The sequence below is a fragment of the Micromonospora chokoriensis genome (assembly GCF_000718555.1).
GTDB classification, from domain to species: Bacteria; Actinomycetota; Actinomycetes; order Mycobacteriales; family Micromonosporaceae; genus Micromonospora; species Micromonospora chokoriensis_B.
Genome location: NZ_JOAN01000016.1, coordinates 44,183 through 68,281, shown reverse-complemented (window position 1 = coordinate 68,281; position 24,099 = coordinate 44,183). Strand labels below are relative to the sequence as shown.

26 protein-coding genes and 2 riboswitches are annotated in these 24,099 nt (G+C 70.3%); of the genes, 11 read left to right on the top strand and 15 right to left on the bottom strand.

Annotation, left to right across the window (positions count from 1 at the left end; translation table 11 throughout):
- Nucleotides 1-69: 69 nt before the first annotated feature.
- A complete protein-coding gene (locus IF46_RS0122080) occupies nucleotides 70-729 on the top strand; it encodes a phosphotransferase (protein ID WP_030490264.1) in 660 nt (219 codons plus the stop codon).
- A 28-nt stretch (nucleotides 730-757) separates the two neighbouring features.
- On the opposite strand, the gene IF46_RS0122075 is transcribed toward IF46_RS0122080, so the two are convergent.
- Genes IF46_RS0122075 through IF46_RS33910 form a run of 3 tightly spaced genes read right to left on the bottom strand, consistent with a single transcriptional unit; the run spans nucleotide 758 to nucleotide 2,297 of the window.
- Nucleotides 758-1,342, bottom strand: a complete 585-nt coding sequence (locus tag IF46_RS0122075) for a histidine phosphatase family protein (RefSeq protein WP_030490263.1) — start codon at nucleotides 1,340-1,342, stop codon at nucleotides 758-760.
- Complete coding sequence (locus tag IF46_RS0122070) at nucleotides 1,339-2,103, bottom strand: CbtA family protein (RefSeq protein ID WP_030490262.1); 765 nt, start codon at nucleotides 2,101-2,103, stop codon at nucleotides 1,339-1,341. Before IF46_RS0122070 ends, IF46_RS0122075 begins: the two co-directional genes overlap by 4 nt.
- Nucleotides 2,094-2,297, bottom strand: coding sequence for a CbtB domain-containing protein (locus IF46_RS33910; RefSeq protein WP_198041502.1), 204 nt, complete (start codon nucleotides 2,295-2,297; stop codon nucleotides 2,094-2,096). Before IF46_RS33910 ends, IF46_RS0122070 begins: the two co-directional genes overlap by 10 nt.
- A gap of 58 nt (nucleotides 2,298-2,355) precedes the next feature.
- Nucleotides 2,356-2,430: riboswitch (cobalamin riboswitch) on the bottom strand.
- Between the two features lie 335 nt (nucleotides 2,431-2,765).
- On the opposite strand from IF46_RS33910, the gene IF46_RS0122060 reads away from it, so the two are divergent.
- Genes IF46_RS0122060 through IF46_RS0122050 form a run of 3 tightly spaced genes read left to right on the top strand, consistent with a single transcriptional unit; the run spans nucleotide 2,766 to nucleotide 5,684 of the window.
- Nucleotides 2,766-3,773, top strand: coding sequence for an ABC transporter permease (locus IF46_RS0122060; protein ID WP_030490261.1), 1,008 nt, complete (start codon nucleotides 2,766-2,768; stop codon nucleotides 3,771-3,773).
- A 40-nt stretch (nucleotides 3,774-3,813) separates the two neighbouring features.
- The gene (locus IF46_RS0122055) at nucleotides 3,814-4,866 is read left to right on the top strand and encodes an ABC transporter substrate-binding protein (protein WP_084597992.1); all 1,053 of its coding nucleotides are present in this window, start codon (nucleotides 3,814-3,816) and stop codon (nucleotides 4,864-4,866) included.
- Nucleotides 4,866-5,684, top strand: a complete 819-nt coding sequence (locus IF46_RS0122050) for an ATP-binding cassette domain-containing protein (RefSeq protein ID WP_051724072.1) — start codon at nucleotides 4,866-4,868, stop codon at nucleotides 5,682-5,684. The genes IF46_RS0122055 and IF46_RS0122050 overlap by 1 nt, the downstream gene beginning before the upstream one ends.
- Nucleotides 5,685-5,692: 8 nt before the next feature.
- Here IF46_RS0122050 and IF46_RS0122045 read toward each other — a convergent pair whose 3' ends face one another.
- Together IF46_RS0122045 and IF46_RS0122040 are read right to left on the bottom strand one after the other, a co-directional pair.
- Complete coding sequence (locus tag IF46_RS0122045) at nucleotides 5,693-6,415, bottom strand: FadR/GntR family transcriptional regulator (protein WP_036392896.1); 723 nt, start codon at nucleotides 6,413-6,415, stop codon at nucleotides 5,693-5,695.
- Between the two features lie 8 nt (nucleotides 6,416-6,423).
- Nucleotides 6,424-7,818 (bottom strand): enolase C-terminal domain-like protein, encoded by a 1,395-nt coding sequence (locus tag IF46_RS0122040; RefSeq protein WP_030490257.1) that lies wholly within the window; start codon nucleotides 7,816-7,818, stop codon nucleotides 6,424-6,426.
- Nucleotides 7,819-8,117: 299 nt separating this feature from the next.
- A riboswitch (cobalamin riboswitch) is annotated at nucleotides 8,118-8,335 on the top strand.
- 191 nt (nucleotides 8,336-8,526) lie between these two features.
- Between IF46_RS0122040 and IF46_RS0122035 the strand changes: the two genes are divergently transcribed.
- Nucleotides 8,527-10,848, top strand: coding sequence for a ribonucleoside-diphosphate reductase subunit alpha (locus IF46_RS0122035; protein ID WP_232234122.1), 2,322 nt, complete (start codon nucleotides 8,527-8,529; stop codon nucleotides 10,846-10,848).
- Between the two features lie 56 nt (nucleotides 10,849-10,904).
- Entirely contained in the window at nucleotides 10,905-11,900 is a 996-nt protein-coding gene (locus IF46_RS0122030; RefSeq protein WP_198041506.1) for a ribonucleotide-diphosphate reductase subunit beta, read from the top strand.
- Nucleotides 11,901-12,132: 232 nt separating this feature from the next.
- Here IF46_RS0122030 and IF46_RS0122025 read toward each other — a convergent pair whose 3' ends face one another.
- Genes IF46_RS0122025 through IF46_RS0122005 form a run of 5 tightly spaced genes read right to left on the bottom strand, consistent with a single transcriptional unit; the run spans nucleotide 12,133 to nucleotide 15,443 of the window.
- Nucleotides 12,133-12,540: an arsenate reductase ArsC gene (locus tag IF46_RS0122025; RefSeq protein ID WP_030490254.1), complete on the bottom strand. Its 408-nt coding sequence runs from the start codon at nucleotides 12,538-12,540 to the stop codon at nucleotides 12,133-12,135.
- A gap of 15 nt (nucleotides 12,541-12,555) precedes the next feature.
- Nucleotides 12,556-13,638, bottom strand: coding sequence for an ACR3 family arsenite efflux transporter (gene arsB / locus IF46_RS0122020; RefSeq protein WP_051724071.1), 1,083 nt, complete (start codon nucleotides 13,636-13,638; stop codon nucleotides 12,556-12,558).
- Complete coding sequence (locus tag IF46_RS35270; RefSeq protein WP_051724070.1) at nucleotides 13,635-14,345, bottom strand: arsenate reductase ArsC; 711 nt, start codon at nucleotides 14,343-14,345, stop codon at nucleotides 13,635-13,637. The genes arsB and IF46_RS35270 overlap by 4 nt, the downstream gene beginning before the upstream one ends.
- Complete coding sequence (locus IF46_RS0122010; RefSeq protein WP_030490251.1) at nucleotides 14,338-15,039, bottom strand: helix-turn-helix domain-containing protein; 702 nt, start codon at nucleotides 15,037-15,039, stop codon at nucleotides 14,338-14,340. Before IF46_RS0122010 ends, IF46_RS35270 begins: the two co-directional genes overlap by 8 nt.
- Before the next feature lie 44 nt (nucleotides 15,040-15,083).
- Nucleotides 15,084-15,443 carry an ArsR/SmtB family transcription factor gene (locus IF46_RS0122005; RefSeq protein WP_030490250.1) on the bottom strand — a complete coding sequence of 120 codons (360 nt, stop codon included), beginning with the start codon at nucleotides 15,441-15,443 and terminating at the stop codon, nucleotides 15,084-15,086.
- A gap of 94 nt (nucleotides 15,444-15,537) precedes the next feature.
- Here IF46_RS0122005 and IF46_RS0122000 point away from each other — a divergent pair, with 94 nt between their 5' ends.
- Both IF46_RS0122000 and IF46_RS0121995 read left to right on the top strand, forming a co-directional pair.
- Entirely contained in the window at nucleotides 15,538-16,035 is a 498-nt protein-coding gene (locus tag IF46_RS0122000) for a GNAT family N-acetyltransferase (RefSeq protein WP_030490249.1), read from the top strand.
- A gap of 44 nt (nucleotides 16,036-16,079) precedes the next feature.
- Nucleotides 16,080-17,474 (top strand): FAD-dependent oxidoreductase, encoded by a 1,395-nt coding sequence (locus IF46_RS0121995; protein ID WP_030490248.1) that lies wholly within the window; start codon nucleotides 16,080-16,082, stop codon nucleotides 17,472-17,474.
- Between the two features lie 47 nt (nucleotides 17,475-17,521).
- Here the strand turns inward: IF46_RS0121995 and IF46_RS0121990 are convergent, their stop codons facing one another.
- Complete coding sequence (locus tag IF46_RS0121990; protein ID WP_030490247.1) at nucleotides 17,522-17,875, bottom strand: TraR/DksA family transcriptional regulator; 354 nt, start codon at nucleotides 17,873-17,875, stop codon at nucleotides 17,522-17,524.
- Nucleotides 17,876-17,989: 114 nt separating this feature from the next.
- Between IF46_RS0121990 and IF46_RS0121985 the strand changes: the two genes are divergently transcribed.
- Nucleotides 17,990-18,580: a TetR/AcrR family transcriptional regulator gene (locus IF46_RS0121985; RefSeq protein WP_030490246.1), complete on the top strand. Its 591-nt coding sequence runs from the start codon at nucleotides 17,990-17,992 to the stop codon at nucleotides 18,578-18,580.
- A 122-nt stretch (nucleotides 18,581-18,702) separates the two neighbouring features.
- Entirely contained in the window at nucleotides 18,703-19,053 is a 351-nt protein-coding gene (locus tag IF46_RS0121980) for a DUF1330 domain-containing protein (RefSeq protein ID WP_030490245.1), read from the top strand.
- A gap of 63 nt (nucleotides 19,054-19,116) precedes the next feature.
- Here the strand turns inward: IF46_RS0121980 and IF46_RS0121975 are convergent, their stop codons facing one another.
- The 4 genes from IF46_RS0121975 to IF46_RS0121960 all read right to left on the bottom strand — a co-directional run bounded on the left by IF46_RS0121975 (nucleotide 19,117) and on the right by IF46_RS0121960 (nucleotide 23,301).
- A complete protein-coding gene (locus IF46_RS0121975) occupies nucleotides 19,117-20,328 on the bottom strand; it encodes a hypothetical protein (protein ID WP_030490244.1) in 1,212 nt (403 codons plus the stop codon).
- Nucleotides 20,325-21,170 (bottom strand): phosphate/phosphite/phosphonate ABC transporter substrate-binding protein, encoded by an 846-nt coding sequence (locus tag IF46_RS0121970; protein WP_030490243.1) that lies wholly within the window; start codon nucleotides 21,168-21,170, stop codon nucleotides 20,325-20,327. Before IF46_RS0121970 ends, IF46_RS0121975 begins: the two co-directional genes overlap by 4 nt.
- A complete protein-coding gene (locus IF46_RS0121965; protein WP_051724068.1) occupies nucleotides 21,170-22,339 on the bottom strand; it encodes an acyl-CoA dehydrogenase family protein in 1,170 nt (389 codons plus the stop codon). Before IF46_RS0121965 ends, IF46_RS0121970 begins: the two co-directional genes overlap by 1 nt.
- A 77-nt stretch (nucleotides 22,340-22,416) precedes the next feature.
- Complete coding sequence (locus tag IF46_RS0121960; protein ID WP_157563315.1) at nucleotides 22,417-23,301, bottom strand: ion transporter; 885 nt, start codon at nucleotides 23,299-23,301, stop codon at nucleotides 22,417-22,419.
- A 58-nt stretch (nucleotides 23,302-23,359) separates the two neighbouring features.
- Here IF46_RS0121960 and IF46_RS0121955 point away from each other — a divergent pair, with 58 nt between their 5' ends.
- Nucleotides 23,360-24,049, top strand: coding sequence for a TetR/AcrR family transcriptional regulator (locus tag IF46_RS0121955; RefSeq protein WP_030490240.1), 690 nt, complete (start codon nucleotides 23,360-23,362; stop codon nucleotides 24,047-24,049).
- Nucleotides 24,050-24,099: the final 50 nt, after the last annotated feature.

Here is a 24,099-nt window from a genome sequence, read left to right as displayed (position 1 = left end):
GGGCCGTGTTCACGGCCCGCCCCACACGGGCATTACCGACTGCCGCCGTGCCTGTTAGCGTCGGGCGCCATGGCCGATCCCGCACTGCTCGCGTCCGGGCGTGACGCCGATGTCTTCGCGCTCGACGAGTCGAGGGTGCTGCGCCGCTACCGCCAGGGCGGGGACACCGCGCCGGAGGCGGCGCTGATGGCGTACGTCGCCGCCGGCGGCTACCCGGTCCCGGTGGTCCACGCCGCGAGCGGCCCCGACCTGGTGCTGGAACGGCTCGACGGCGAGACCCTCCTGGCCTCGATGCTCGCTGGACGCACCGACGTCGGCGTGGCTGCAGACCTGCTGGTGACCCTGCATGATCGCCTGCACACCCTGCCGGCCCGGTTCAGCACCGACCCGGCGGACCGCGTTCTGCACCTCGACCTGCACCCCCAGAACGTCATGGTGACCTCGCGCGGGCCGGTGGTGATCGATTGGCGTAACGCCGCCGAGGGGCCGGCCGATCTGGATGTGGCCATGACCGCGTTGATCCTCGCCGAGGTGGCGGTCAGCCGGGACCGACAGCTCGCCGACTTCGCCCGGGAAGGGCTCGACGCCTTTCAGCGGCGGGCGGAGCCACCCCGGGCCACCCAACTGCGCAGCGCGCTGGGGATGCGCCGGATCGACCCCGCCCTCTCTGCCGTCGAGAAGGCTGCCCTGAACCATGCCGCCGCCCTGGTCCACACCCGCGCTGGTTGACCCGCAGGCGCTCGGCGCGGCTGTGACCTCAACCTGCTCGCGGCGGGCTCAGTCGGAGTTGCCAGCGCTCACCCTGGCTGGTGAGCCGGACGATCGCCAAGGGCTCCACATCCACCCGCCGGTACGTCGCCATCGGCAGGTCGAGGGCGTGGACGACCGCGACCCGGATCACCAGTGGGTGGGTGACCGCGACGATGCGGTGACCGACTTCGCGCTGCTCGTCCAGCCAGCGACCCACCCGATCCCGCACCGCCGCGACGGACTCGCCGCCGTGCGGCGCGGAGTCCGGTGTGGCCAGCCACTCGTGCAGCGCCTGCGGCCGCGCGACGGCGATCTCCTCAAGCGAGCGTCCGGACCAGTCGCCGTAGTCACAGTCGGCCAACGCCGCTTCGATCGTCGGCAGCAGGCCGAAGGCGTCGGCGGTCTGCCGGGCCGCTGCCGCTGGGCTGGCGAGGCAGACGTCGTTGACGCCGAGCTGCCCACGCGGGCCTGAGCCGGCGCGGGCAGCACGTCGGCCACCCTCGTCCAGGTCGTCGTCGGTCCCGCCGAAGCGGGCCCGACGCAGGGCGGCGGTGTGCGCGTGGGCGACCAGCCGGAGGCTGGTGCCGGTCACGTGCTCGGCAGCGCGGTGGCGGCCCGACGGTGCCGCTCGTGGTGCATCAGGGCCGCGAAGAGCAGGCCGATGCCGGTCCAGAGCACGACCTGGGTGCCGAGTGAGGCCAGCCGGAAATTCCACAGCAGGGTCGCGGGGAAGTTGGCCGGAACCTCCTCGAAGGACGGCATCACCACGTACGACACCGCCGTGACCAGCAAGAAGCCACCTACGGCAGCAGCGGCGCGCAGCCACGGCGGCGCCTGGGCGCCGACCGACCGGTAGCCCAGCGAGCCGGCCCACACGGCCACCAGGCCGAGCACCACCATCAGCAGGTAGGTCACGGTCCGTTGGTTGATGGTGGCCGGATCGCCGACCGCCGGCGGGTTCGCCGGGTACTTGAGGAACGGCACGATCACCGCGCCGAGCAGCGCCGCGCCGGCCAGCAGCAGGCCCGACCGCCCGTCGTCGCCGCGCCGCCGACGGGACAGCAGCACGTACGCGGTGGCCAGCAGGCCGCCCATCGCGGCGCCGAACAGGCCGGTGGCCAGGAAGAGGCCGCCGCGTTGGCCATTTCGGCCGACCAGGGCGTCCTCGTGGTCGTGCGCGCCGACGGCGGGCTCGGCGTGCGCGGCCGCCTCCTCGATGGCGATGGCAGCCTCGACCTGTGGTTCGCCCGCGACGTACGCGAACGCGCCGGCGAGCAGTCCAGCGATCAGGCCGGCGAGCAGCCCGCGGACGAGGACGGCGAGGAACGGGGGAGTGGCGGTGGTCAGTGGCACGGGACACCCAGCAGGTGCCGGCCGTCGTGCATCAGCTCGTGCAGGTACATCCCACTGCGCGACACCGCCCCCTGGTCGAAGGCGACGAGGTAGGCCAGCAGGCTGAGTAGGACGACGGTCACCAAGACCGTCCACAAGAGACGAGCGGTGCCAGCGGGGTGCACCATCGGCTGGCTGGAAGCGGAGCTGGACATGATTACCCGAACCTCCTCGGGGATGACGCGTCCCCGTCGTAAGGCTGCGGACGACCGAGTGTCCTGGCTCGCGGGCCCCATGGTCGGGGACCGCTCACAGTGGCGCGACCGCGCCGGATTCACACCGGCTTCCCTCGCGTCGCCGCAGATAGTGGGTCGACGGTATCGGTGCCGCCGCAGGCGGTCAACCCAACCCCCGCACCTTGCGGTAAGCGGCGTCGGGACCGTGGGTGCCAGCGGATTCGTCCGACCAAAGGGCGGCGGTTGACCACCGTCTCGCATAGCATGTTATCGATAAAACGCCATCGGCGGCTGTGTGTGTCGGTTTGGTCAGACGTCTCCCTCCGGCCGCGCAGGTAACGATGACAAAACATGGCGGCAAGACCTTGGCAACATGCGTGAATGCGTGGCAAGGTAACGCCTGATCGAGGGAAACATCCGACCTATCTCCGGAGGTCAGGTCCGACGATGAGTACCGTCGAGGCAACCGCCGGCACGCAGCGCGGCGAACTCAGCGACTGGTTCCGGGAACGGCTGTCCCACGCCGTCTCCGAGCTGACCGCCGCGACCGCGCTCGTCGTGCTGTTCATCGCGTTGACCATCGCCAGTCCCTACTTCCTGACCGCTGACAACCTGTTCAACATCGGGGCGCAGACCGCGGTGATCGCCATCATCGCCACGGCGCAGACGATGGTCATCATCACCAAGGGCATCGACCTGTCGGTCGGGTCGGTCGCCGCGCTCTCCGGCGTCGTGGGAGCCATGGTCGTGCGCGACCTCGGCTTCTCGCTCTGGGCGGCGACGGCGGTCGCGATCGGCGTCGGCGCGTTGGCCGGGCTGTTGAACGGGCTGCTGGTGACCGTGGCCCGGATCCCGCCGTTCATCGCGACCTTGGGCACGATGTCCGTGGGCCGTGGCCTCGTCTTCATCATCACCGGCGCGGTCGGCGTCTACGGTCTGCCCCGATCCTTCCAACTGCTCGGCAACGGGGAGATCCTCGGCATCCCGTTCGCCGTGGTGATCACCGTCCTGGTCGCCGTCGGGGTCGCCTTCCTGCTCTCCCAGACCCGTTTCGGTCAATACACCTACGCGATGGGCTCCAACCTGGAGGCGGCCCGCCGCTCCGGCATCCGGGTGGGGCGTCACCTGACCGGCGTCTACGTGCTGGCCGGCGTGCTGGTCGGGCTGGGCGGCATGATCGCCGCCTCCCGGGTCAACTCCGGCCAGCCGAACTACGGGATCTCGCTGGAGCTCGACGTCATCGCGGCGGCGGTCATCGGTGGCGCCAGCCTGTTCGGGGGGCAGGGGCGAATCGTCGGGACCATCATCGGCGCGTTCCTCATCGCCCTGGTGCGCAACGGCGCCGTCCTGCTCGACATCAGCATCCACTACCAGCAGGTGATCGTCGGCCTGATCATCTGGGCCGCCGTCTACTTCGACCAGTACCGCCGCCGGCGGCTGGAGTCACGGGGTTGACATGCCATTCCGAGAGTCCGAACGAGGAAGGACACACACCATGGCACACACCACCACCAGCCGGCGGGCACGAGGCCCACTCCTGCGCGCACAGGCGATCCTGGCCGTGGCCGCGGCGACCGCTCTGCTCAGCGCCTGCGGCGGGGTCGAGGTCCGCGACGGCGGCGACGGTGCCACCAAGGACGCAAGCGGGCCGTTGAAGCTCGCCGTCGTGCCGAAGGCGGTCGGGGCCGACTACTGGAACACGGTCAAGGCGGGCGCGGAGTGCGCCGCGCAGCGCGCCGGTAACGTCACCGTCCAGTGGGACGGGGTGACCACCGAGACCGACGTCGAGGGCCAGGTCAACCTGATCCAGAACTTCGTCACCAAGAAGGTCGACGGCATCGTCTACGCGGCGACCGACTCCAGCGCCCTGGCACCCGCCACCGACAAGGCGCTCGGCGCCAACATCCCCGTCGCGATGATCGACTCTGGCACCAGCCCGCAGCCATCGAACGTGCCACTCTTCGCGACCGACAACCGTGCGTCGGCCGTGGAGGCGGCGAAGCGGCTCGCCACCACACTCGGCCCGGGCAACCACGAGGTGGCGCTCGTCGAGTTCCAGCCCGGCTCGCAGACCAACACCGAGCGGGTCGACGGCTTCAAGTCCGGCCTCGCCCAGTACCCCAACCTGAAGCTGGTCGGTCAGCAGCCCAGCCGCAGCGACGTCAACGAGGCACGACGCGTCACCGAGAACATCCTCACCGCCAACCCCAACCTCGCCGGCGTCTTCGCGGCCAACGAGCCGAGCGTGCTCGGTGCCGCCCAGGCCATCCAGGCGGCGGGCAAGTCCGGCAAGGTGGTCATCATCGGCTGGGACGCGGCCCCGGACGAGATCGCCGGCGTACGCAGCGGCCAGATCTCGGCGCTGGTCGTGCAGAACCCGTTCAAGATGGGCTACTTCGGCGTCGACAAGATGGTCAAGCACCTCCGGGACAAGGCGCCGCTGGCGTCGGCGGACACCGGCGTCACGTTCGTCACCAAGGAGAACATCGACTCCACGGAGATCAAGGCGGTGCTCGAACCCAGCTGCGCCAACCCGCCGGTGCAGTGATGGGCACCTCCCCAACGGTCACCGCCGAGGGCGATCAGCAGCCGAGCACCGACGAACCGCCGGTCCTCGAAGCACGCGGCATCGTCAAACGATTCGGGCACGTCGAGGCGCTGCGCGGTGCCGACTTCACAGTCCACCGGGGCGAGGTCGTCGCGCTGATCGGTGACAACGGCGCTGGCAAGAGCACCCTGATCAAGACGCTGTCCGGTGTGCACTCGCCGGACGAGGGCGAGATCCGGGTGGGTGGTAGTCCCGTCCGGTTCTCCACCCCGGTCGACGCCCGACGCGCCGGGGTGGAGACCGTCTACCAGGATCTCGCCGTCGCCGACGACCTCAGCGTGGCCGCCAACCTGTACCTCGGCCGGGAGATCCTGCGCTCCGGTCCGCTCGGTCGACTCGGGTTGCTCGACAAGCGGGCCATGCGACAGGGCGCCGCCGCGGCCCTCGACGAGCTGGGCGTACGGATTCCTCGGGTCACCACCCCGATCGCGATGCTCTCCGGTGGGCAGCGGCAGTGCGTGGCGGTGGCCCGCGCCATCATCTGGGCGACGAACGTGGTCATCCTCGACGAGCCCACCGCGGCGCTGGGCGTGGTCCAGACCGGGCGGGTGCTCGACGTCGTCCGGCGGGCCCGCGACGCCGGCATGTCGGTGGTGCTGGTGAGCCACAACATGCCGCAGGTGCTCGAGATCGCCGACCGGGTCGAGGTGCTGCGCCTCGGCCGGCGGGCGGCCCGGCTGCGCGCGGACGAGGTCACCACCGACGACCTGGTCGCGGCGATGACCGGGAGCATCAGCGCCGAGCGCGACGAGCGGTGAGTGGGTGCTCAGAGCCGTGCGGGCTCGCCGTTCGGGTCGGTGTCGTCGGGTAGCCCCTGCAACGACTCCTCCACCCCGATCAGGTGGTTGGCCATCCGGGTGCGGGCCCGCTCGGGGTCGCGTGCCAGGAGGGCCTTGAGGATCGCCACGTGCTCGTCGTGGGTACGCCGGTCCGCGCCCTCCTCGTGCAGGCTGCGCCAGAGCCGCCCGCGTACGGTGCGCCCGGCGAAGGCCTCGATCAGGCCGACGAGCACCGGATTCCCGGCGTGCACGGCGATGATCCGGTGGAAGGCGATGTCGATTTCGAGGATCCGCTCGTGGTCCTGCGGTGACTGGCCGACCATCCGGGCCGCCTCGTCGAGCAGGTCCTCCGCCTGGGCGAGGGCCTCGTCGGTGATCCTGGTCGCCGCCAGGCAGGCGGCCTCGCACTCCAGCAGCCGCCGAACGGTGTGGATGTGCCGGGGGTCGCCCTGACCCTGGAAGTCCACCACGAAGCCCATCGGGGCCAGCAGCTGCGGCGCGTCGAGATTGGTGACGTAGGTGCCGTCACCCTGACGGATGTTGACGATGCCGAGGATGGACAGGGCCGACATGCCCTCGCGCAGCGACCCCCGCGAGACGCCGAGCGACTCGGCGAGATCCTTCTCGATGGGCAGCCGGTCGCCGGGCTTGAACCTACCTTCGAGGATCATCCGCTTGATGCCGTTGACCACTTCGTCGGTGCGAGACACGAACCCCCCTAGCGTCCGGCGGGGGTGGCCGACCCACCCGCGATCACGAACGGCTCCGGAGCTGACACGGTAGCCGGGTCTGTCGCCGCCCAGTAGTCGCCGTCGGGGAACCGGTAGTGCGCAACCGACTCGGGGCGCATCCGGGTGGAGTAGCCGGGCTGGCTGGGCAGGACGTAACCGCTGCCCGAGCCGGTGTCCCGGATGATGCACGGGTCGGTGAAGTGCTCGTGCAGGTGGTCGACGAACTCGGTGACCCGGTCGGTGAGATCCCCCGAGATCGAGACGTAGTCGAGCACCGACACGTGTTGGACCATCTCGCAGAGCCCGACGCCGCCGGCGTGGGGGCAGACCGGGACGTCGAACTTCGCGGCGAGCAGCAGCACGGCGACGATCTCGTTGATGCTGGCCAACCTGCCGGTGTCCAGCTGGCAGAAGTCGATGGCCCCGGCCTGGAAGAGCTGCTTGAACATCACTCGGTTGTGGCAGTGCTCGCCGGTGGCGACGCCGATGGGGGCGACGGCACGGCGGACGGCCGCGTGGCCCAGGATGTCGTCGGGGCTGGTCGGCTCCTCGATCCACAGTGGCGTGAACTCGGCGAGGGCCTTGACCCACTCGATGGCCTGACCGACGTCCCACACCTGGTTGGCGTCGATCATCAGGTTGCGGTGCGGGCCGAGGATCTCCCGCGCGATCCGGCACCGCCGGATGTCGTCGTCGAGGTTGGCGCCCACCTTGAGCTTGACGTAGCCGTAGCCGGTGTCGACCGCCTCCTGGCACAACCGGCGCAGCTTGTCGTCGCCGTAGCCGAGCCAGCCCGCCGAGGTGGTGTATGCGGGGTAGCCGGTCCGGTCCAGCTCGGCGAGGCGGTCGGCCTTCGTGCTCTCCTTGGCGCGCAGGATGGCCAGCGCCTCGTCCCGGGTCAGCGCGTCGGAGAGGTAGCGCAGGTCCGCGATATCGACGAGTTGCTCGGGGGACATGTCGACGAGCAGCCGCCACAGCGGCTTGTCGGCGACCCGGGCGACCAGGTCCCACGATGCGTTCAGCACGGCCGCCAGCGACAGGTGCACGACGCCCTTCTCCGGACCGAGCCACCGCAGCTGCGAGTCGGAGGTGAGCAGGCGGTAGACCGCGCCCATGTCCGCTGCCATCGTCGCCACGTCGAGGCCCACGAGGCGCTGTGCCTGGTGCACTGCCGCCGCCGCGACGATGTCGTTGCCTCGACCGATGGTGAAGGTCAGGCCGTGCCCGGCGAGTGGCGCACCCACGCCGTCGACGCCGTCGGTGTGCAGGATGACGTAGGCCGCCGAGTAGTCGCCGTCCTTGTTCATGGCGTCGGAGCCGTCAGCGGTCAGGGAGGTGGGGAAGCGGACGTCCTGCACGGTGACAGCGGTGATCTGCGGCATGCGCTCCTCGCCCGGCTAGGCTAAAGATCAGATGATCACTGGGAGTATACGAACGATTGCCTGGGAACGTCAACGACGTCGATCACTGTAAGCCCCGCAGACGTATGATGTTTGCCGCGTACCTCGTCGGTCGACCTCGATGCGTCGTGTCGTCGTCGATTGTCGACACTCGCGTGCAGAGTTCCGCCGCCGCGTGCTCGCCTCGACAGGTTGGCCGCGTTGGTGACGGTGATCACCGACCGGCTCCCGACACGCCCGAGACCGACATGTGGGGTGTGACAACGGCTGCGTCCCTATATATGGTGTCGAGCGCAGCTGGTTCGGCCGCTCATCCGGTGCGGTCGAGGCAACAGGGAACCCGGTGGAAATCCGGGACTGTCCCGCAGCGGTGAGTGGGAACGACCGCCGTCAACAGCACTGGGCCACCAACCGGCCTGGGAAGCGACGGCCAGTAGGAGACCGGCGAGCCCGGTCGTGCCCACGAGTCCGAAGACCTGCCAGCGCGCCGCGTACCCGCACCCGGGTAGGCGGCGGTCCGAGGCCGCGTGGGACGGCTGACGCCACCTGACCCACGCCGGGCTGGCGTGGCGTCCGTCGGTGTCTGTCTCCTCGCGTCCGGGCCACCAGGTCTCGAACTCCGAGGAGCGAGTGGTGACAGTCATCGAGGTAGTCCCGGTCAGCGGCGACGCGACCCTGCGGCGGACGCCGATGCAGGTCCGCAAGCGCGACGGCGCCACCGAACCCGTGGACGTGAACAAGATCGTCCGGGCGGTCGAGCGGTGGGCCGACGACCTCACCGACGTCGACCCGATGCGGGTGGCCACCCGCACCATCAGCGGCCTGTACGACGGCGCGACGACGGCCGAACTGGACCGGCTCTCCATCCAGACCGCGGCCGAGATGATCGGTGAGGAGCCGCAGTACTCGCGCCTCGCCGCGCGGCTGTTGGCGGGCTACGTCGACAAGGAGGTGCGGCGACAGGGCATCACCTCGTTCAGCGTGGCGATCAAGGTCGGCCACGCCGAGGGCCTGATCGGCGACGACACCGCCGCGTTCGTCGCCGCGCACGCCACGACGCTCGATCACGCGATCGACCGCGACGGCGACCGGAGGTTCGAGTACTTCGGCCTGCGCACGGTGTACGACCGGTATCTGCTGCGCCACCCCACCAGCCGACTCGTGCTGGAGACCCCGCAGTACTGGCTGCTGCGGGTGGCGTGCGGGCTGTCCCGGACGGCCGACGAGGCGGTGGACTTCTACCGGCTGATGTCCAGCCTGGCCTACCTGCCCAGCTCACCGACCCTGTTCAACTCCGGCACCCGGCACACCCAGATGTCCTCCTGCTACCTGGTCGACTCCCCGCTCGACGAGTTGGACTCGATCTACCAGCGGTACGCCCAGGTCGCCAACCTGTCCAAGTTCGCCGGCGGCATCGGCATCGCGTACTCCCGGGTCCGCTCGCGGGGAGCGCTGATCCGGGGCACCAACGGGCAGTCCAACGGGATCGTGCCGTGGCTGCGTACGCTGGACGCGAGCGTCGCCGCGGTCAACCAGGGCGGCCGGCGCAAGGGCGCGGCCTGCGTCTACCTGGAGCCGTGGCACCCGGACGTCGAGGAGTTCCTGCAACTGCGGGACAACACCGGCGAGGACGCCCGGCGCACCCACAACCTCAACCTGGCCAACTGGGTCCCGGACGAGTTCATGCGCCGGGTCGAGGCCGACGAGATGTGGTCGTTGTTCGACCCGCACGAGGTGCCCGAGCTGCCCGACCTGTGGGGCGAGCGGTTCGACGCCGCGTACCGGGAGGCCGAGGCGCAGGGTCGCTACGTGCGGCAGGTGCCGGCGCGGGAGCTGTACGGCAAGATGATGCGCACCCTCGCCCAGACCGGCAACGGGTGGATGACCTTCAAGGACGCCGCCAACCGACTGTGCAACCAGACCGCCGAGCCGGGCAACGTGGTGCACCTGTCCAACCTGTGCACCGAGATCGTCGAGGTGTCCAGCGACGCCGAGACCGCCGTGTGCAACCTCGGTTCGGTGAACCTCGCCGCCCACCTCACCGCCGGTGGCATCGACTGGGAGCGGCTGCGCGCCACGGTGCGGACCGCGGTGACCTTCCTCGACCGGGTCATCGACATCAACTACTACCCGACCGCGCAGGCGGCGGCGAGCAACCCTCGCTGGCGGCCGGTCGGGCTCGGGCTGATGGGCCTGCAGGACGTGTTCTTCGCGCTGCGGTTGCCGTTCGACTCGCCGGCCGCGCGGGAGCTGTCCACCCGGATCAGCGAGGAGCTGTACCTGACCGCGCTGGAGACCTCCGCCGACCTGGCGCGCGACTTCGGCGCACACCCGGCGTACCCGCAGACCCGGGCCGCGCGGGGCCAGCTCCAGCCCGACCTGTGGGGCGTCGAGGGTACGCAGACCGCGCGCTGGGACGCGCTGCGCACGCGGGTCGAGGCGTACGGGCTGCGCAACTCGCTGCTGGTGGCGGTCGCGCCGACCGCGACCATCGCCTCGATCGCCGGGTGCTACGAGTGCATCGAGCCGCAGGTGTCCAACCTGTTCAAGCGCGAGACCCTGTCCGGGGAGTTCCTTCAGGTCAACACCGCTCTGGTACGCGAGCTGAAGGCCCGCGGTCTGTGGAACGAGCGGATCCGTTCGGCGATCAAGCGGGCGGAGGGGTCGGTGCAGGACATCGCCGAGCTGCCGGCCGGCGTACGGGAACTGTTCCGCACCGCGTGGGAGCTGCCGCAGCGGGCGCTGATCGACCTGGCCGCCGCCCGTGCTCCGTTCATCGACCAGTCCCAGTCGCTGAACCTGTTCCTGGCCGCACCGACCATCGGCAAGCTCTCCTCGATGTACCTGTACGCCTGGAAGGCCGGGCTGAAGACCACCTACTACCTGCGTTCCCGCCCCGCCACGCGGATCCAGCAGGCCACCGTCAGCGCCGTCGCACCCGTCGTCGCCGTCGACGCGGAGGCGCTGGCCTGCTCGCTTGAGAACCCCGAGTCGTGCGAGGCCTGCCAGTGACCCTCGCCGACGCCACCACCGCCGACACCCGCACCACCGACACGAGGACCACGCACATGCTGCTCGACCCCGGGATGGACCTCACCCTCCGCCCGATGCGCTACCCGCACTTCTTCGACCGGTTCCGCGACGCCATCCGTAACACCTGGACGGTCGAGGAGGTCGACCTGCACGCCGACCTCGCCGACCTGGACAAGCTGTCGCCGGCCGAACGGCACCTGGTCAGCCGACTGGTGGCGTTCTTCGCCACCGGCGACACGATCGTCGCCAACAACCTGGTGCTCAACCTCTACCAGCACGTCAACAGCCCCGAGGGTCGCCTCTACCTGTCCCGGCAGCTGTTCGAGGAGGCCGTGCACGTCCAGTTCTATCTCAACCTGCTCGACACGTACGTGCCCGACGAGACCGAGCGCTTCGAGGCGTTCGCGGCCATCGAGAACATTCCCTCGATCCGCCGCAAGGCCGAGTTCTGCTTCCGCTGGATCGATTCCCTGAGCGATCTGCGGGAGCTGCGGTCCCGCGAGGACCGACGGACGTTCCTGCTCAACCTGATCTGCTTCGCCGCCTGCATCGAGGGGTTGTTCTTCTACGGCGCGTTCGCGTACGTCTACTTCCTGCGCTCCCGTGGCCTGCTGCACGGTCTGGCCTCCGGCACCAACTGGGTGTTCCGCGACGAGTCGATGCACATGGCGTTCGCGTTCGACGTGGTGGACACCGTCCGCGCCGAGGAGCCGGACCTGTTCGACGACGACCTCGCCGACCAGGTCCGGCAGATGCTCGCCGAGGCCGTCGAGTGTGAGGTGCAGTTCGCCGAGGATCTGGTGGGCCACGGCGTGCCCGGCCTGACGCTGGCCGACATGCGGGAGTACCTCCAGCACGTCGCCGACCGCCGCCTCGCCCAACTCGGCATCGCGCCGCACTACGGGTCGAGCAACCCGTTCGGCTTCATGGAGTTGCAGGACGTGCAGGAGCTGTCCAACTTCTTCGAACGGCGGGTGTCCGCGTACCAGGTCGGGGTGACGGGCACCGTCGCCTTCGACGACGACTTCTAACGCCCCGTCCGCGCAAGATCGCGGGGAAGAGGTGGCCCGCTCTCGTCGATCATGGAGTTGTGGTGCCTCATTTGCTATTGTGCGGGCACTTTGTCACCCACCACAACTCCATGATCGACGACGTAGTGCGGGGTTGACGAACAGTCACTCCGTCTAGCGCAACGGTGCTGAGCTGCTTCTCGTCACCTGATCAAAGAAGCGGCGCGCTCAGCTCTGGGCTTCTGCGACGCTCTCAGGTGGTGGGGTGCAGCTCGGCGAGGAGCTTCTCCACCCGCCCCCGGATCTCGTCGCGGATCGGGCGGACGGCCTCGACGCCCTGGCCGGCCGGGTCGTCGAGCTTCCAGTCCTCGTAGCGCTTGCCGGGGAAGACCGGGCAGGTGTCGCCGCAGCCCATGGTCACGATGACGTCGGAGGACTCTGCGGCCGCGTACTCAAGAAGCTTTGGGGTCTGGTCGGTGATGTCGATGCCGACCTCGCGCATGGCCTGCACGGCGGCGGGGTTGATCGTCTCGGCCGGAGCGGAGCCGGCCGAGCGGACCTCCACGGTGTCGCCGGCGAGGTGGCGCAGCCAGCCGGCGGCCATCTGGGAACGGCCGGCGTTGTGCACGCAGACGAACAGGACGCTGGGCTTGTCACTCACGGTGGTGCCTCTCAATCAAGGGGTGGTGAAGAACCGGCGGCGTGCCCACAGGGACACGTAGACGAGCCCGACCAGGACGGGCACCTCGATCAGCGGGCCGACGACCCCGGCAAGGGCCTGCCCGGAGGCGACGCCGAAGGTGCCGATCGCGACGGCGATGGCGAGCTCGAAGTTGTTGCCGGCGGCGGTGAACGCCAGGGTGGTGGTGCGCTCGTAGCCGAGACCGATGGCCCGGCCGAGGGCGTAGGAGCCGGCCCACATGAGCGCGAAGTACACCAGCAGGGGCAGGGCGATGCGGACCACGTCCAGGGGCCGGCTGGTGATCGCGTCGCCCTGCAGGGCGAATAGAATCACGATCGTGAACAGCAGCCCGTAGAGGGCGGCCGGGCCGATCCTGGGCAGGAAGCGGGCCTCGTACCAGTCGCGGCCCTTGGCGCGCTCGCCGAGACGGCGGGTGAGGTAGCCGGCGAGCAACGGGATGCCGAGGAAGATCAGCACGTTGCGGGCGATGTCCCAGGCCGAGATCGTCAACTCGGTGCCGGGCAACCCCAGCCAGCCGGGCAGCACGGAGAGGTAGAACCAGCCGAGCAGGCCGAAGGCGACGACCTGGAAGACGGAGTTGAGCGCGACCAGGACCGCGGCGGCCTCCCGGTCGCCGCAGGCGAGGTCGTTCCAGATGATGACCATGGCGATGCACCGGGCCAGGCCGACGATGATCAGACCGGTCCGGTACGCCGGTTGATCGGCCAGGAAGAGCCAGGCCAGGGCGAACATCACGGCGGGGCCGACGAGCCAGTTGAGGACCAGCGAGGAGATCAGCAGCCGGCGGTCGCCGGTGACGGTGTCGAGCCGGTCGTAGCGGACCTTCGCCAACACCGGGTACATCATGATCAGCAGGCCGACCGCGATCGGCAGCGAGATCCCGCCGATCGTCACCGAGTCCAGCGCGCTGTTCAGGCCGGGGATCAGCCGGCCGAGGAGCAGGCCGGCGACCATCGCGAGCCCGATCCAGACCGGGAGGAGTTGGTCGAGTCGGGAGAGGCGGCCGACCACGGCGCTCGTCGGCGGATCGTCCTGGATTGTGGTGCGGGTGCTCACGGGCGCTCCCGTTGATTCTCGGTAAGGGTGATGGGCTGGATCTGCCTTGACGGGTGAGCTACGTGCAGGTCGTCGAGGAGTCGGCGGACGCGCCGTTCGATCTCGTCGCGGATCGGGCGGACCTCGGGGAGGTCGAGGCCGGCCGGGTCGTCGAGGTGCCAGTTCTCGTAACGGGTGCCGGGGAAGACCGGGCAGGCGTCCCCACAGCCCATCGTGACCACGACATCGGCGGCGCGGACGACCTCGTCGGTCCAGGGTTTGGGGAACTCGTCGGAGATGTCGATGCCGCGTTCGGCCATCGCCGCGACCGCAGCGGGGTTGACCTTGGCACCGGGTTCGCTGCCACCGGACCAGGCCACCGCATTGTCGCCGGCGAGGTGGCTGAAGAAGCCGAGGGCCATCTGGGACCGGCCGGCGTTGTGCGTGCACAGGAACAGCGCCACTGGGCGGCCGTCGCGGTGGTGTCCCTCGACGCGGGCCAACGCCTGTAGGCGTTGCCGGGCGAACCGTTCCGCGAGGAGGGGAAGGTAGTTGGGGATGCTGGTGGCGGTGGCGAACTGGTCGTAGCTGGCATACAGGAATCGCTCTATGGTCTCGACGCCGTAGGTCCCGTCGAATTCGGCCGCGAGGCGGGTGGCGGCGGTGCGCAGGGCGACCTGCTGGTCGACGGCGAGGTCTCTGTGGGGGTGGGGGCGGGTGTCAGTCATGGTGGACTCCCGAGCTGATGGTGGGGCTGATGACGGGGGCGACGCGGTCGACGCGGGCGGCGAGGTCGGCGTACGCGGCCTCGAACGCGTCGTCGGTGTCGGCCCGCACCGGGTCTGGCACCGACCAGTGCAGTCGGGGGCGGACTGGCCCGGTCAGCTCCTCGTGTGCGTTGTCGCAGACGGCGATCAGCAGATCGTCGTCCCGGACGATGTCTGTGACGTGCCTGGTGCCGCCCGGGTCGAGGTGCAGGCCGTGCCGGCGCGCCACCGTCACCGCGCGGGGGTGTACGCGGAGGGCCGGCTTCGTGCCGGCCGAGGCGGCAGTGGTGTGGGTGCGGTCGGCCCACAGGGCGGCGGCGAGTTGCGAGCGGGCGGAGTTGTGGGTGCAGACGAACACCACCCGGCCCACGCCAGTGAGCCGTGGCGGGGTCAGCGTGGCCAGAGCCTCGGGCCGCAATCGCAGGTAGGTGCGGCGGCGGTCGCCCTCGGACCGGCCGCGGGTGACCAGGCCGGCCTCGCTGAGGACCTTGACGTGGTGAGCGACCAGGTTCGTCGGCATATCCAGGTCGTGGGCGATCTCGCCGGGGGAGGCGTCGCCCAGGGTGAGGGCGTCCACGATTGCCAGGCGCGCTGGATCACCGAGCGCGGCGTGAATGCGGGCGCGCTGATGCAGAGAATTACCGTCAGCGTTCATTGACTCAACTATGGTTGAGTAATTGCGTACCTGTCAAGCGCGGCTCAGGCGTTGACTTCCGGTGCCACGGTGAGCAGGGCGGCGAGCTGGCCCAGCAGAGCCGGCCGGGCCCGGTAGTAGACCCAGGTGCCCCGGCGCTCGGCGTCGACGAGCCCCGCTTCGCGCAGCGTCCTGAGGTGGTGCGAGATGGTCGGGCCGGTCAGGTCGAACGCGGGGGTCAGGTCGCAGACGCAGATCTCGCCGCTCTCGGCGGAGGCGATCATCGACATCAGCTGCAGCCGTACCGGGTCGCCGAGGGCCTTGAACGCGGGCGCGAGCACCGCGGCGGCCTCGGCCGGTACGCGCTGCTCGGTCAGCGAGGGGCAGCACGACACGTCCATGGCTGAACCTGCTTGATTCGACATTGCTCTAGGTTGACACTTCTCTAATCAGTGTGCAACTGTCTGTTTCGACAGACGTCAAGACAGTCTCTGATCTCTTCCGGAAGGGAACCCGCTGATGGCCGACATCACCGTGCGCCCGATGGTCGTCGCCGACGCCGACCGGATCCTGGCGATCTACCAGGCCGGTCTCGACGCCGGCAACGCCAGCTTCGAGATCACCGCGCCGACCTGGGCGGCATTCGACGCTGCCCGCCTGGCCGCGCACCGCTTCGCGGCCGTCGACCGCGACGGCACCGTCCTCGGCTGGATCGCCGTCTCGCCGACCTCGACCCGCCCGGTCTACGCCGGTGTGGTCGAACACTCCGTCTACGTGCACCCAACCGCCCAGGGTCGCGGCGTCGCCCGCCTGCTGCTGGACACGCTGATCGCCTCCACCGAGACCGCCGGCATCTGGACCATCCAGTCCGGGATCTTCCCGGAGAACACCGCGAGCCTGACGCTGCACCAGCGCGCCGGGTTCCGCGTCATCGGCGTACGCGAGCGGGTCGGCCGCCACCACAACCGCTGGCGCGACGTCGTCCTGCTGGAACGCCGTAGCCCCACCGTCACCTGACGAGCGTGGCCCTTCAGACGGGCCACCACAGCGAGGAGCCAAGGATGAACGCTCTGGACGACCTCCCCATCGTCGTCATCGGCGCTGGCCCGACCGGTCTCGCCGCCGCCGCGCACCTGCACGAGCGCGGCCTGCCCTTCACCGTCCTCGAAGCCGGCGATGCCCCCGGTGCCGCCGTACGCCAGTGGGGGCACGTGCGCGTCTTCTCGCCGTGGCGCTACAACATCGACCCGGCCGCCCGGCGGCTGCTCGACGAGGCCGGTTGGGTCGCCCCCGACCCGCAGGCCCTGCCCACCGGCGCGGAGCTGGCCGGCGACTACCTCCAGCCCCTGGCCGAGCTGCCGCAGCTCAAGCCACACCTGCGCTACCGGGCACGCGTCGAGGCGATCAGCCGCCTCGGCCTCGACCGCCTGCGCACCTCCGGACGCGACACCACACCGTTCCTGCTCCGCCTCGCCGACGGCGACGAACTGCTCGCCCGCGCCGTCATCGACGCCTCCGGCACCTGGCGTACGCCGAACGTCCTGGGCGCGTCCGGCCTGCCCGCGCGGGGTGAGGCCGACGTGGCGGCGTACCTGGAGCACGCGTTGCCGGACGTGCTCGGTGCCGACCGGGGCCGGTTCGTGGGCCGGCACACCCTTGTCGTCGGGGCCGGTCACTCGGCCGCGAACACCCTGCTGTCCCTGGCGGAGCTGGCCGCCGTCGAGGCCGGCACCGAGGTGACCTGGGCGATCCGGACCGCCTCGCCAGCGCGTACCTACGGCGGCGGGGCCGCTGACGCCCTGCCGGCGCGGGGGGCGCTCGGCTCGCGCCTGCGTGCGCACGTCGACGCCGGACGGATCCGGCTGCTCACCGGCTTCTCCGTGCATGCCCTCACCCCAACGGGCGGCCGGGTGAGCGTCGTCGTGCGGCACGCCGACGGCGCCGACGAGTCGATCACCGTCGACCGCGTCGTCGCCGCCACCGGCTTCCGGCCCGACCACTCCATCGCCGCCGAACTGCGCCTGGACCTGGACCCGGTGCTGGGTGCCACCCGCGCTCTGGCGCCGCTGATCGACCCGAACGAGCACTCCTGCGGCACCGTGCCCCCACATGGCGTGGACGAACTCGCCCACCCGGAGAGCGGCTACTACGCCGTCGGCATGAAGTCCTACGGCCGGGCGCCGACGTTCCTCATGGCCACCGGCTACGAGCAGGTCCGCTCCGTCGTCGCCGCGCTCGCCGGGGACTGGGCCGCCGCCCGCGACGTGCAGCTCGACCTGCCCGAAACCGGTGTGTGCAGCAGCGACCCCGCCGTCTCGGCGAGCGGTGACGACTGCTGCGGGCCGGGGCCGACGGCGCGTGGACTGTCCACGGGCATTTCCGGAGGGCTGCTGTCCGCGCCAATCAGCCTTATCGCCCTCGATGCCGCGCCCGCAGGGGGTTGTTGCGGCAGTTGATCACCGCTGACGACGGTGCCCGCCGCCCTCACGGTCGGTGGGCACCGTCACCGTCGACTGGCACAGGCGACACACGTACGGGCGGACGGGCGGGCGACGAGCCGTTCGGCGGGAATCGGACGGGAGCACCGTTCGCACACGCCGTAGCTGCCGTCGTCGACCCGTCGCAGCGCGATGTCCAGCTCGGCGAGGCGTCGGCGGGTGGCGTCCAGGACGGCGGTGAGCTGCGCGCGTTCGAAGGCGATCGTGCTGCCCTCGGGGTCGTGTTCGTCATCGGCGTTGGACGACCGGGACGCCTCAAAGAGGCTCCGCAGGTCGCCGTCCAAGGCGGTGGCCTGAGCCTCGGTCTGCTCGCGCAGCCGCAGCAACTCCTCGCGGACTGCGCTGGAATCCCTGTTCATGGCCGTTCCACCGTACTGCGGAATGACAGCGGTCACATTGCTGGCATTCCGAGACGACCGGTCATATCGTGGTGGATGTCAGCCAGCCGAACTGATCGAGAGGAGCGCCACGACATGGCACGAGCGAAGTCGCCGGCCTCCGCCGGGACTAGGCAGCGGTTGTCCGACGCCGCGCTGGACCTGTTCCACCTGAAGGGCTACAACGGCACGAGCGTCCAGGACATCGTCGCCGCCGCCGGGGCCCCGAAGGGCACCTTCTACAACCACTTCGCCAGCAAGGAGGACCTCGCCCTCGACTCGGTGGCGAGATACTCCGCGGCGATGGGGCTGGAGATGCTCGACGAGAAGCAGGGCGGCACACCGCTCGAGCGGATCACCAGGCACCTCCGCTACATCACCGGCCTCGGCGACACCATGGGTGACCGTGGTTGCCTGCTCGGCAACTTCGCCACCGAGATCCCGGCGCACAGCGACGTGCTGCGGAACGCCGTCGACGCCGGCTTCGGCCGCTGGGTCGCCGTGCTCGCCACGGCAATCGAGCAAGCGCGGGCCGCTGGTGAACTACACGGCGACGAATCCGCCAATGACCTCGCCGGCTTCGTCGTCTCCAGCTACGAGGGTGCGGCAGCACGGGCGAAGGCATCCGGCGACCCGGCCGCCCTTCAGGAGTTCCTCTCGATCACCACGAGGCGGATCCTCACCTGATCAGGGTCGGGTCCGACCCCCGGGTACGTGTGGTTCCAGATGTCCCCGCGCGTATCCCAAATAAGACGACCGGTCGTACGTATGTGGCCGGGCAACCGAGCACCTGCACTGAGGAGTGAGACATGAGCACGTACCTGATCAATCACCTGCGCATCCCGGGTGGAGTGCCGACCGAGGAGTCTCTGCAGTACCTGGAGCAGGTGGAGGCCACCACCAAGGCGTACGGCGGCAAGTGGCTCGTCTTGGACGCCGAGGTGCAGGTCGTTGAGGGATCCTGGGAGGGCTCGGCCGTCCTGATCGAGTTTCCGGACGCGGAGACCGCAAAGGCCTGGTACAGGTCGCCCGAGTACCAGGCGCTCCTGCCGCTGCGTGTCAACCACACCATCAACGACCTGATCCTGGTGGATTCCGTCAGCCCCGACTTTACGGTGGCCGGCTACGCGCAGAAGATCCGGACGCTGCTCGGTCAGTGACCAGTGCTCGCTGATAGGTGATGTCTCGACCCCCGCGCATGCCACGGCACGCGCGGGGGTCGCTCACATGAAGTTGCGGGTGTGCAGGGCGGAGAGCGCCGCCGCCTCGTCGGGCAGGAAACCCAGCCGGACCAGGCGGCGCTGGCGGCCCTGATCCATCGCGTGTTGCAGGGCCTGCACCCGGTCGTAGCCGGCGGACACGTCGTCCGGGCGCCAACCACCCGCCGCGAGCACCACCAGCGAGTCGAAGACGTCCGCGTTGAGGCCGGCGGTGTCGACGAGCGCGTCGTGGCGACGGTGGATGGCAGCCCGCAGCCGGTCGCGCAGCAGCGGATCAAGCTGCGCCTGATGCTCCAGGTGTGCCATGCCGAACACCACGTGCCGACGCTCGTCCTGCATGGCGAGCCAACAGATCCGGCGGGTCACCGGGTCGGGGGCGAACTCGTGCAGGAACGACAACAGATCGACGAAGCTGCCCTCCCCGAGCACGGAGAGCAGGAACGACGCCAACGCGAAGTCGGACTCCGCGACGAGCGTGAACAGCGACTGCCGACCTCCGGCCGACGACGTGCCCAACTCGGCGCCGCGCAGCAGCGCCCGCCGGCTGAAGACCTCCATGTGCCGGGCCTCGTCGGCCATCTGCACGGCGAGCAGCTGCACCACCTCGCGAAAGTGCGGATGGATGCGCCCCACGAACCGGGCCGGCACGACGAGGGCGGCCTGCTCGTTCTCGACCAGGTAGGTCATCACCTGCACCACCGCGGCCTCGACGTCGGCCGGCAGCGCGAAAGAGTCGTCCCACGGCACCGCGGTCTGCGGGTCCCACTGTCGCGCGGCAGCCTGCGTGTACAGGTGGGGGGCGATGTCGGCCCACACCAGGTCGCGGTCGTCCAGGTCGAACCGGGCCTCGGGGCCGCCGGCTTCGAGGAGCGCACCCCGGGCGCCGAGCCCCCACCGTGCCGGCGGACGGCTGCTGAGCGCCGACGGGAGCGCTGGCCCGGCCCGCTCCGCGCCGAACCAGCGCTCGTCATCCGCCGAGCCCCGGACCACCACCGCGACCAGGTCGCTCCGGTCGCCCCGATCCGGCCATTCGACCCGATGGCCCCGGCGACGACACCAGACGGCCAGGTGTACGCGCAGTGCCGGGTCGCGGCCGGAGACCGCCAACCGGCCGCCGGGTGGCAGCCCGGCCAGGGCGCGTTGCACGAGCAGGTGCGCTCCCCGGCCGAAACCCAGGCCACCGAGGTCGACCTCGGCGACCGGTGCCGTGCTCACGGCCGGTAGTCCGTGGCCGTCACCCGCCCGTCGGGGGAGTAGAAGCCGCTCGCGTCGACCGCCCCGGCCAGGGCGTCGTACCCCGTGGCGCGGCCGTCCTTCCAGGCCGTCAGCCCCTCCAGGTCGAGCAGCGGACGCACCTGTGGATCGGCGTACGACATGCCGAGCAGCAGGGTGCCGAAGAGCTGGACCCCGGCCGACTCCGGCGCGCGGACCGTCATGTTGCAGTGGTCGTAGGGTGCCGTCTGCGCCACGATCCGGGTGCCCTCGGGCGGTAACGTGCCCTCCTGGACGAACGCCAGGTGGTTGGCGTCGATCATGCAGGCGGCGTCGACCTCCCCGGCCACCAGGGCGCGGGCCGCGTCGCGCTCGCCGCCGATGTGGTCGCCGTGCAGGCCGACACCCACGTCGAAGCGGCGTACGTCGGCCTTGACCCCGGCCGCCGCGAGGTGACCCAGCGGTATGAGCGTCGCCTGTGGACTATCGACCGCGCCGACGGCGACCACTCGCCCGGCGAGGTCCGCGATCTGGCGCACCGACGAGTCGGCGCGAACCACCACGATCGAGGTGAGGTCCTGGTCGGTGTCGCGCATGGTGAGCGCGCGTACGGTCGTGCCGTTGGCCGCTGCCAGTCGCTCGGCCCGCAACCAGGCCAGGGGAGAGTTCCAGGCCGCGTCGATCCGCCCGGCCACGAGATCCTCGACCTGCCGCTCGTAGTGCGAGTAGAGGACGAAGTCGAAATCCAGGCCCCGCCCGCGCAGCCAGGCGCGGAAGCCCTCCCAGATGGTCACCACCTTGGGGTCGTACGCGACCGCGCCCATCAGGACGCTTGGCGTGGGCATCAGCGGTTGGCCTCGTCGAGCAGGGGCAGCCCGGTGGCGACCCGACCGACGAAATCGTGCAGCGCGTCGGTGGTCGGTGCCATCACCCGGGCCGCGCGGGCGTCCCGGAATCGGCGCTCAAGGCCCAGCTCCTTACGGAACGCGCTGCCGCCGCAGAGTTGCATCGCGCCATCGGTCACGTCGGCGACCGTCTCGCCGGCGAGCGCCTTGACCTGGAGCACCCGCAGCATCGCGTCGTCCCGGCCGGTCTCCAGTGCGGTGAGCGTGTCGCCCAGGAAGGCGCGCAGCGCGTCGGTGCGGATCATCAGTCGGGCGAAGTCGCGTCGGGTGACGGGCGCGTCGCGCAGGGCGGCGCCGGTGTGCGTGAGAGTTGTCCTGGTGAGATGTCGGCCGGCCTCGGCCACCGCGCTGGCGGCGAGCCCGAGGCAGAACGCGGCGTTGAGCACCAGGAACCAGGGCAGGGCCGCGCCGAGCGCGGTGTCGAGCCCGGCGCCGTCGGCCGCCATCCGAGCCGCCGGCGAAACCCGCAGGCCGTCGGCGGTCATCGGGCGAGAACCGTTGCCGCGCAGGCCCAGCCCGTCGAAGTCGCCGGTCACGCTCAGGCCGGCACTGTCAGCCGGTACGAGCCACAGCGTCATCGGGCCGGCATCGCGGGCCAGCGGAAGGCTCGACCAGACATAGCTGTTGGCCTCGCCGGCCGAGGTGACCCAGTTCTTGCGGGCGTCAAGGCGGACCGTGTCGTCGTCGGCGGCGCTCGCGGTGCCGGTCGGCGACCAGAAGTGGCTGCGTGAGCCGTACTCGGAGAACGCCAGGGTGGTGAGGTGATCGCCGGCGGCGATGGCCGCGCGGACGTCGCGTGGGCCGTGCGCCTCGATGACTGCGGTCGCCGCGTAGTGCATGAGCACCACCATCGCGGTGGACCCGCACTCGCCGGCCAACCGCTCGACGACCTCGGCGACCGCCCGCATGCCCTGGCCACCGCCGCCGACCTCGGTCGAGGAGGCCAGGCCGAGCAGACCGGCTGCGGCGAGAGCGTCGACACCCTGACGGGGGAAGGCCCCGTCCCGGTCGACGATCGGAGCCTGCGGGCGGATCACGTCGTCGATCACCGTGCCGAGCGTGTCCGTGGAGTCGGAGGTGGTCTGGGCATTGTCGACAGTGGCCGTCATGCGCGTGCCCCTTCAGTCAGACCGGTGGGACCGCCGTCGAGACTATCCGAATCCGAAGACGCAGCGCGAGCGTCGGATTACCGTCTGGCGTGGGCGTTGTCCCGGTGGGTTCGGCTGCGCCCGTCCTCCCGGTCGATGCGCAGCTCCCGCTCCAACTCGGCGATGACCGCCCGCAGGTCGTCCAGCCGCTGGGTGAGCGCGATGCGGTCCACCTCGTCCGGTACGCCGTCACCGTCCTCGTCGTACCCGGGAGCCAGTCGTTCGGTCATCTCCAGCCGGCGGGCCTCCTCCATCGAGTTGACGATGACCGCGATGAGGATGTTGAGCAGCAGGTTGACGGTGATGAGCACGTAGCTGACGTAGTAGAGCAGCGTCCACGGCGAGATCGCCAAGCCCTGCTCGATGAGGTCCGGCAACGTCTCCAGCGACAGCAGCACGAACAACGTCAGCAGCGATCGGCCGATGTCGCCGTACTCCTCCGGATACCTGGTGCCGAAGATCAGCCAGCCGGCCATGCCGTACACGTAGAGCGTCACCACGGCCAGGGCGAGGAAACCGGTGACGCCCGGCAGGCTGCGCCATAGCGCGGAGACGATGGTCCGCAGACCCGGCGAGAATCGCACCAGGCGGACCATGCGGGCGACCCGTACGACCCGCAGCAGCGCCGAGTCGCCGTGCAGGCCTGGTATGAAGATCGCCGCGATCACCACGAAGTCGAAGACGTTCCAGCCGTGCCGGAAGAAGTCCTGTGGGCGCTTGCCGTACGCCGCCAGTCGGACGCCGATCTCGACGACGAAGACGGCCCGGAAGAACAGCTCCAGCCAGTGCAGCGCCGTGCCCGCCGGGCTCAGATCGTCGTACGTCTCCAGACCGAGGACGATCCCGTTGGCGAGGATGACCACGACGATGATGATCTCGAAGGGACGCGATCGGGCGAGTTGGTCACACCGGTCGGCCCACATGCCCACCAGCCTAGCCAAGATCAACGCTGGCGCGATCCGTGCGATTTACAGTGGGTCAGTGAGTGACACACCCGCGAGCGGCGGCCCCGACCGGCAGCCGATCTGGAACAGGCCCGAACGGGGCAGCCGTGGCCCCGCTCCGGCGCACAGCCGGGACGCCATCGTGGTGGCCGCCATCGCCCTGGCCGACACCGAAGGGCTCGCCGCGGTGTCGATGCGCGCGGTCGCCGGCGCGCTCGGCACCGGCGCTGGATCCCTTTACCGATACCTGTCGTCCCGCGACGACCTGCTGGACCTGATGACCGACCGGGCCGTGGGGGAGCTGCGCCCGTACCCGCAGGCCGAGGGCACCTGGTTGGACACGATGGTGCTGTTGGGCCGCCGGCAGTTGGCGCTGTTCGGCGCCCACCCGTGGCTGCTCGACGTGATCCACCGCCCGTCCGGCATCGGCCCCGAGACCCTGGCCTGGTTCGACAACTGCATCCGGATCCTGGAACCCGTGCGCTGCCCCGTCGCCGCCAAGTTCGAGGCCATCGCGATGATGACCGGCGTGGTGAGCCTCTTCGCCCGCCGCGAGTCGACCACCGGGGCGTTCAGCTTCGCCGGGGTGGACCTCGCGGCATACCCGCACCTGGTCGCGGCGTTCCGTCAGCCTTCCGGGCCGGAGCCCCGGGCGGACCTCGTCGAGCGGACCCTGCGCAGTCTGCTGACCGGTCTGCTGCTCGCGGAGTCGGCCGAGGCGGGCTGACCGCCCGGGCGGACAGGTGGTGTCGGCGGTTCTCGCGCCTACCACGACGT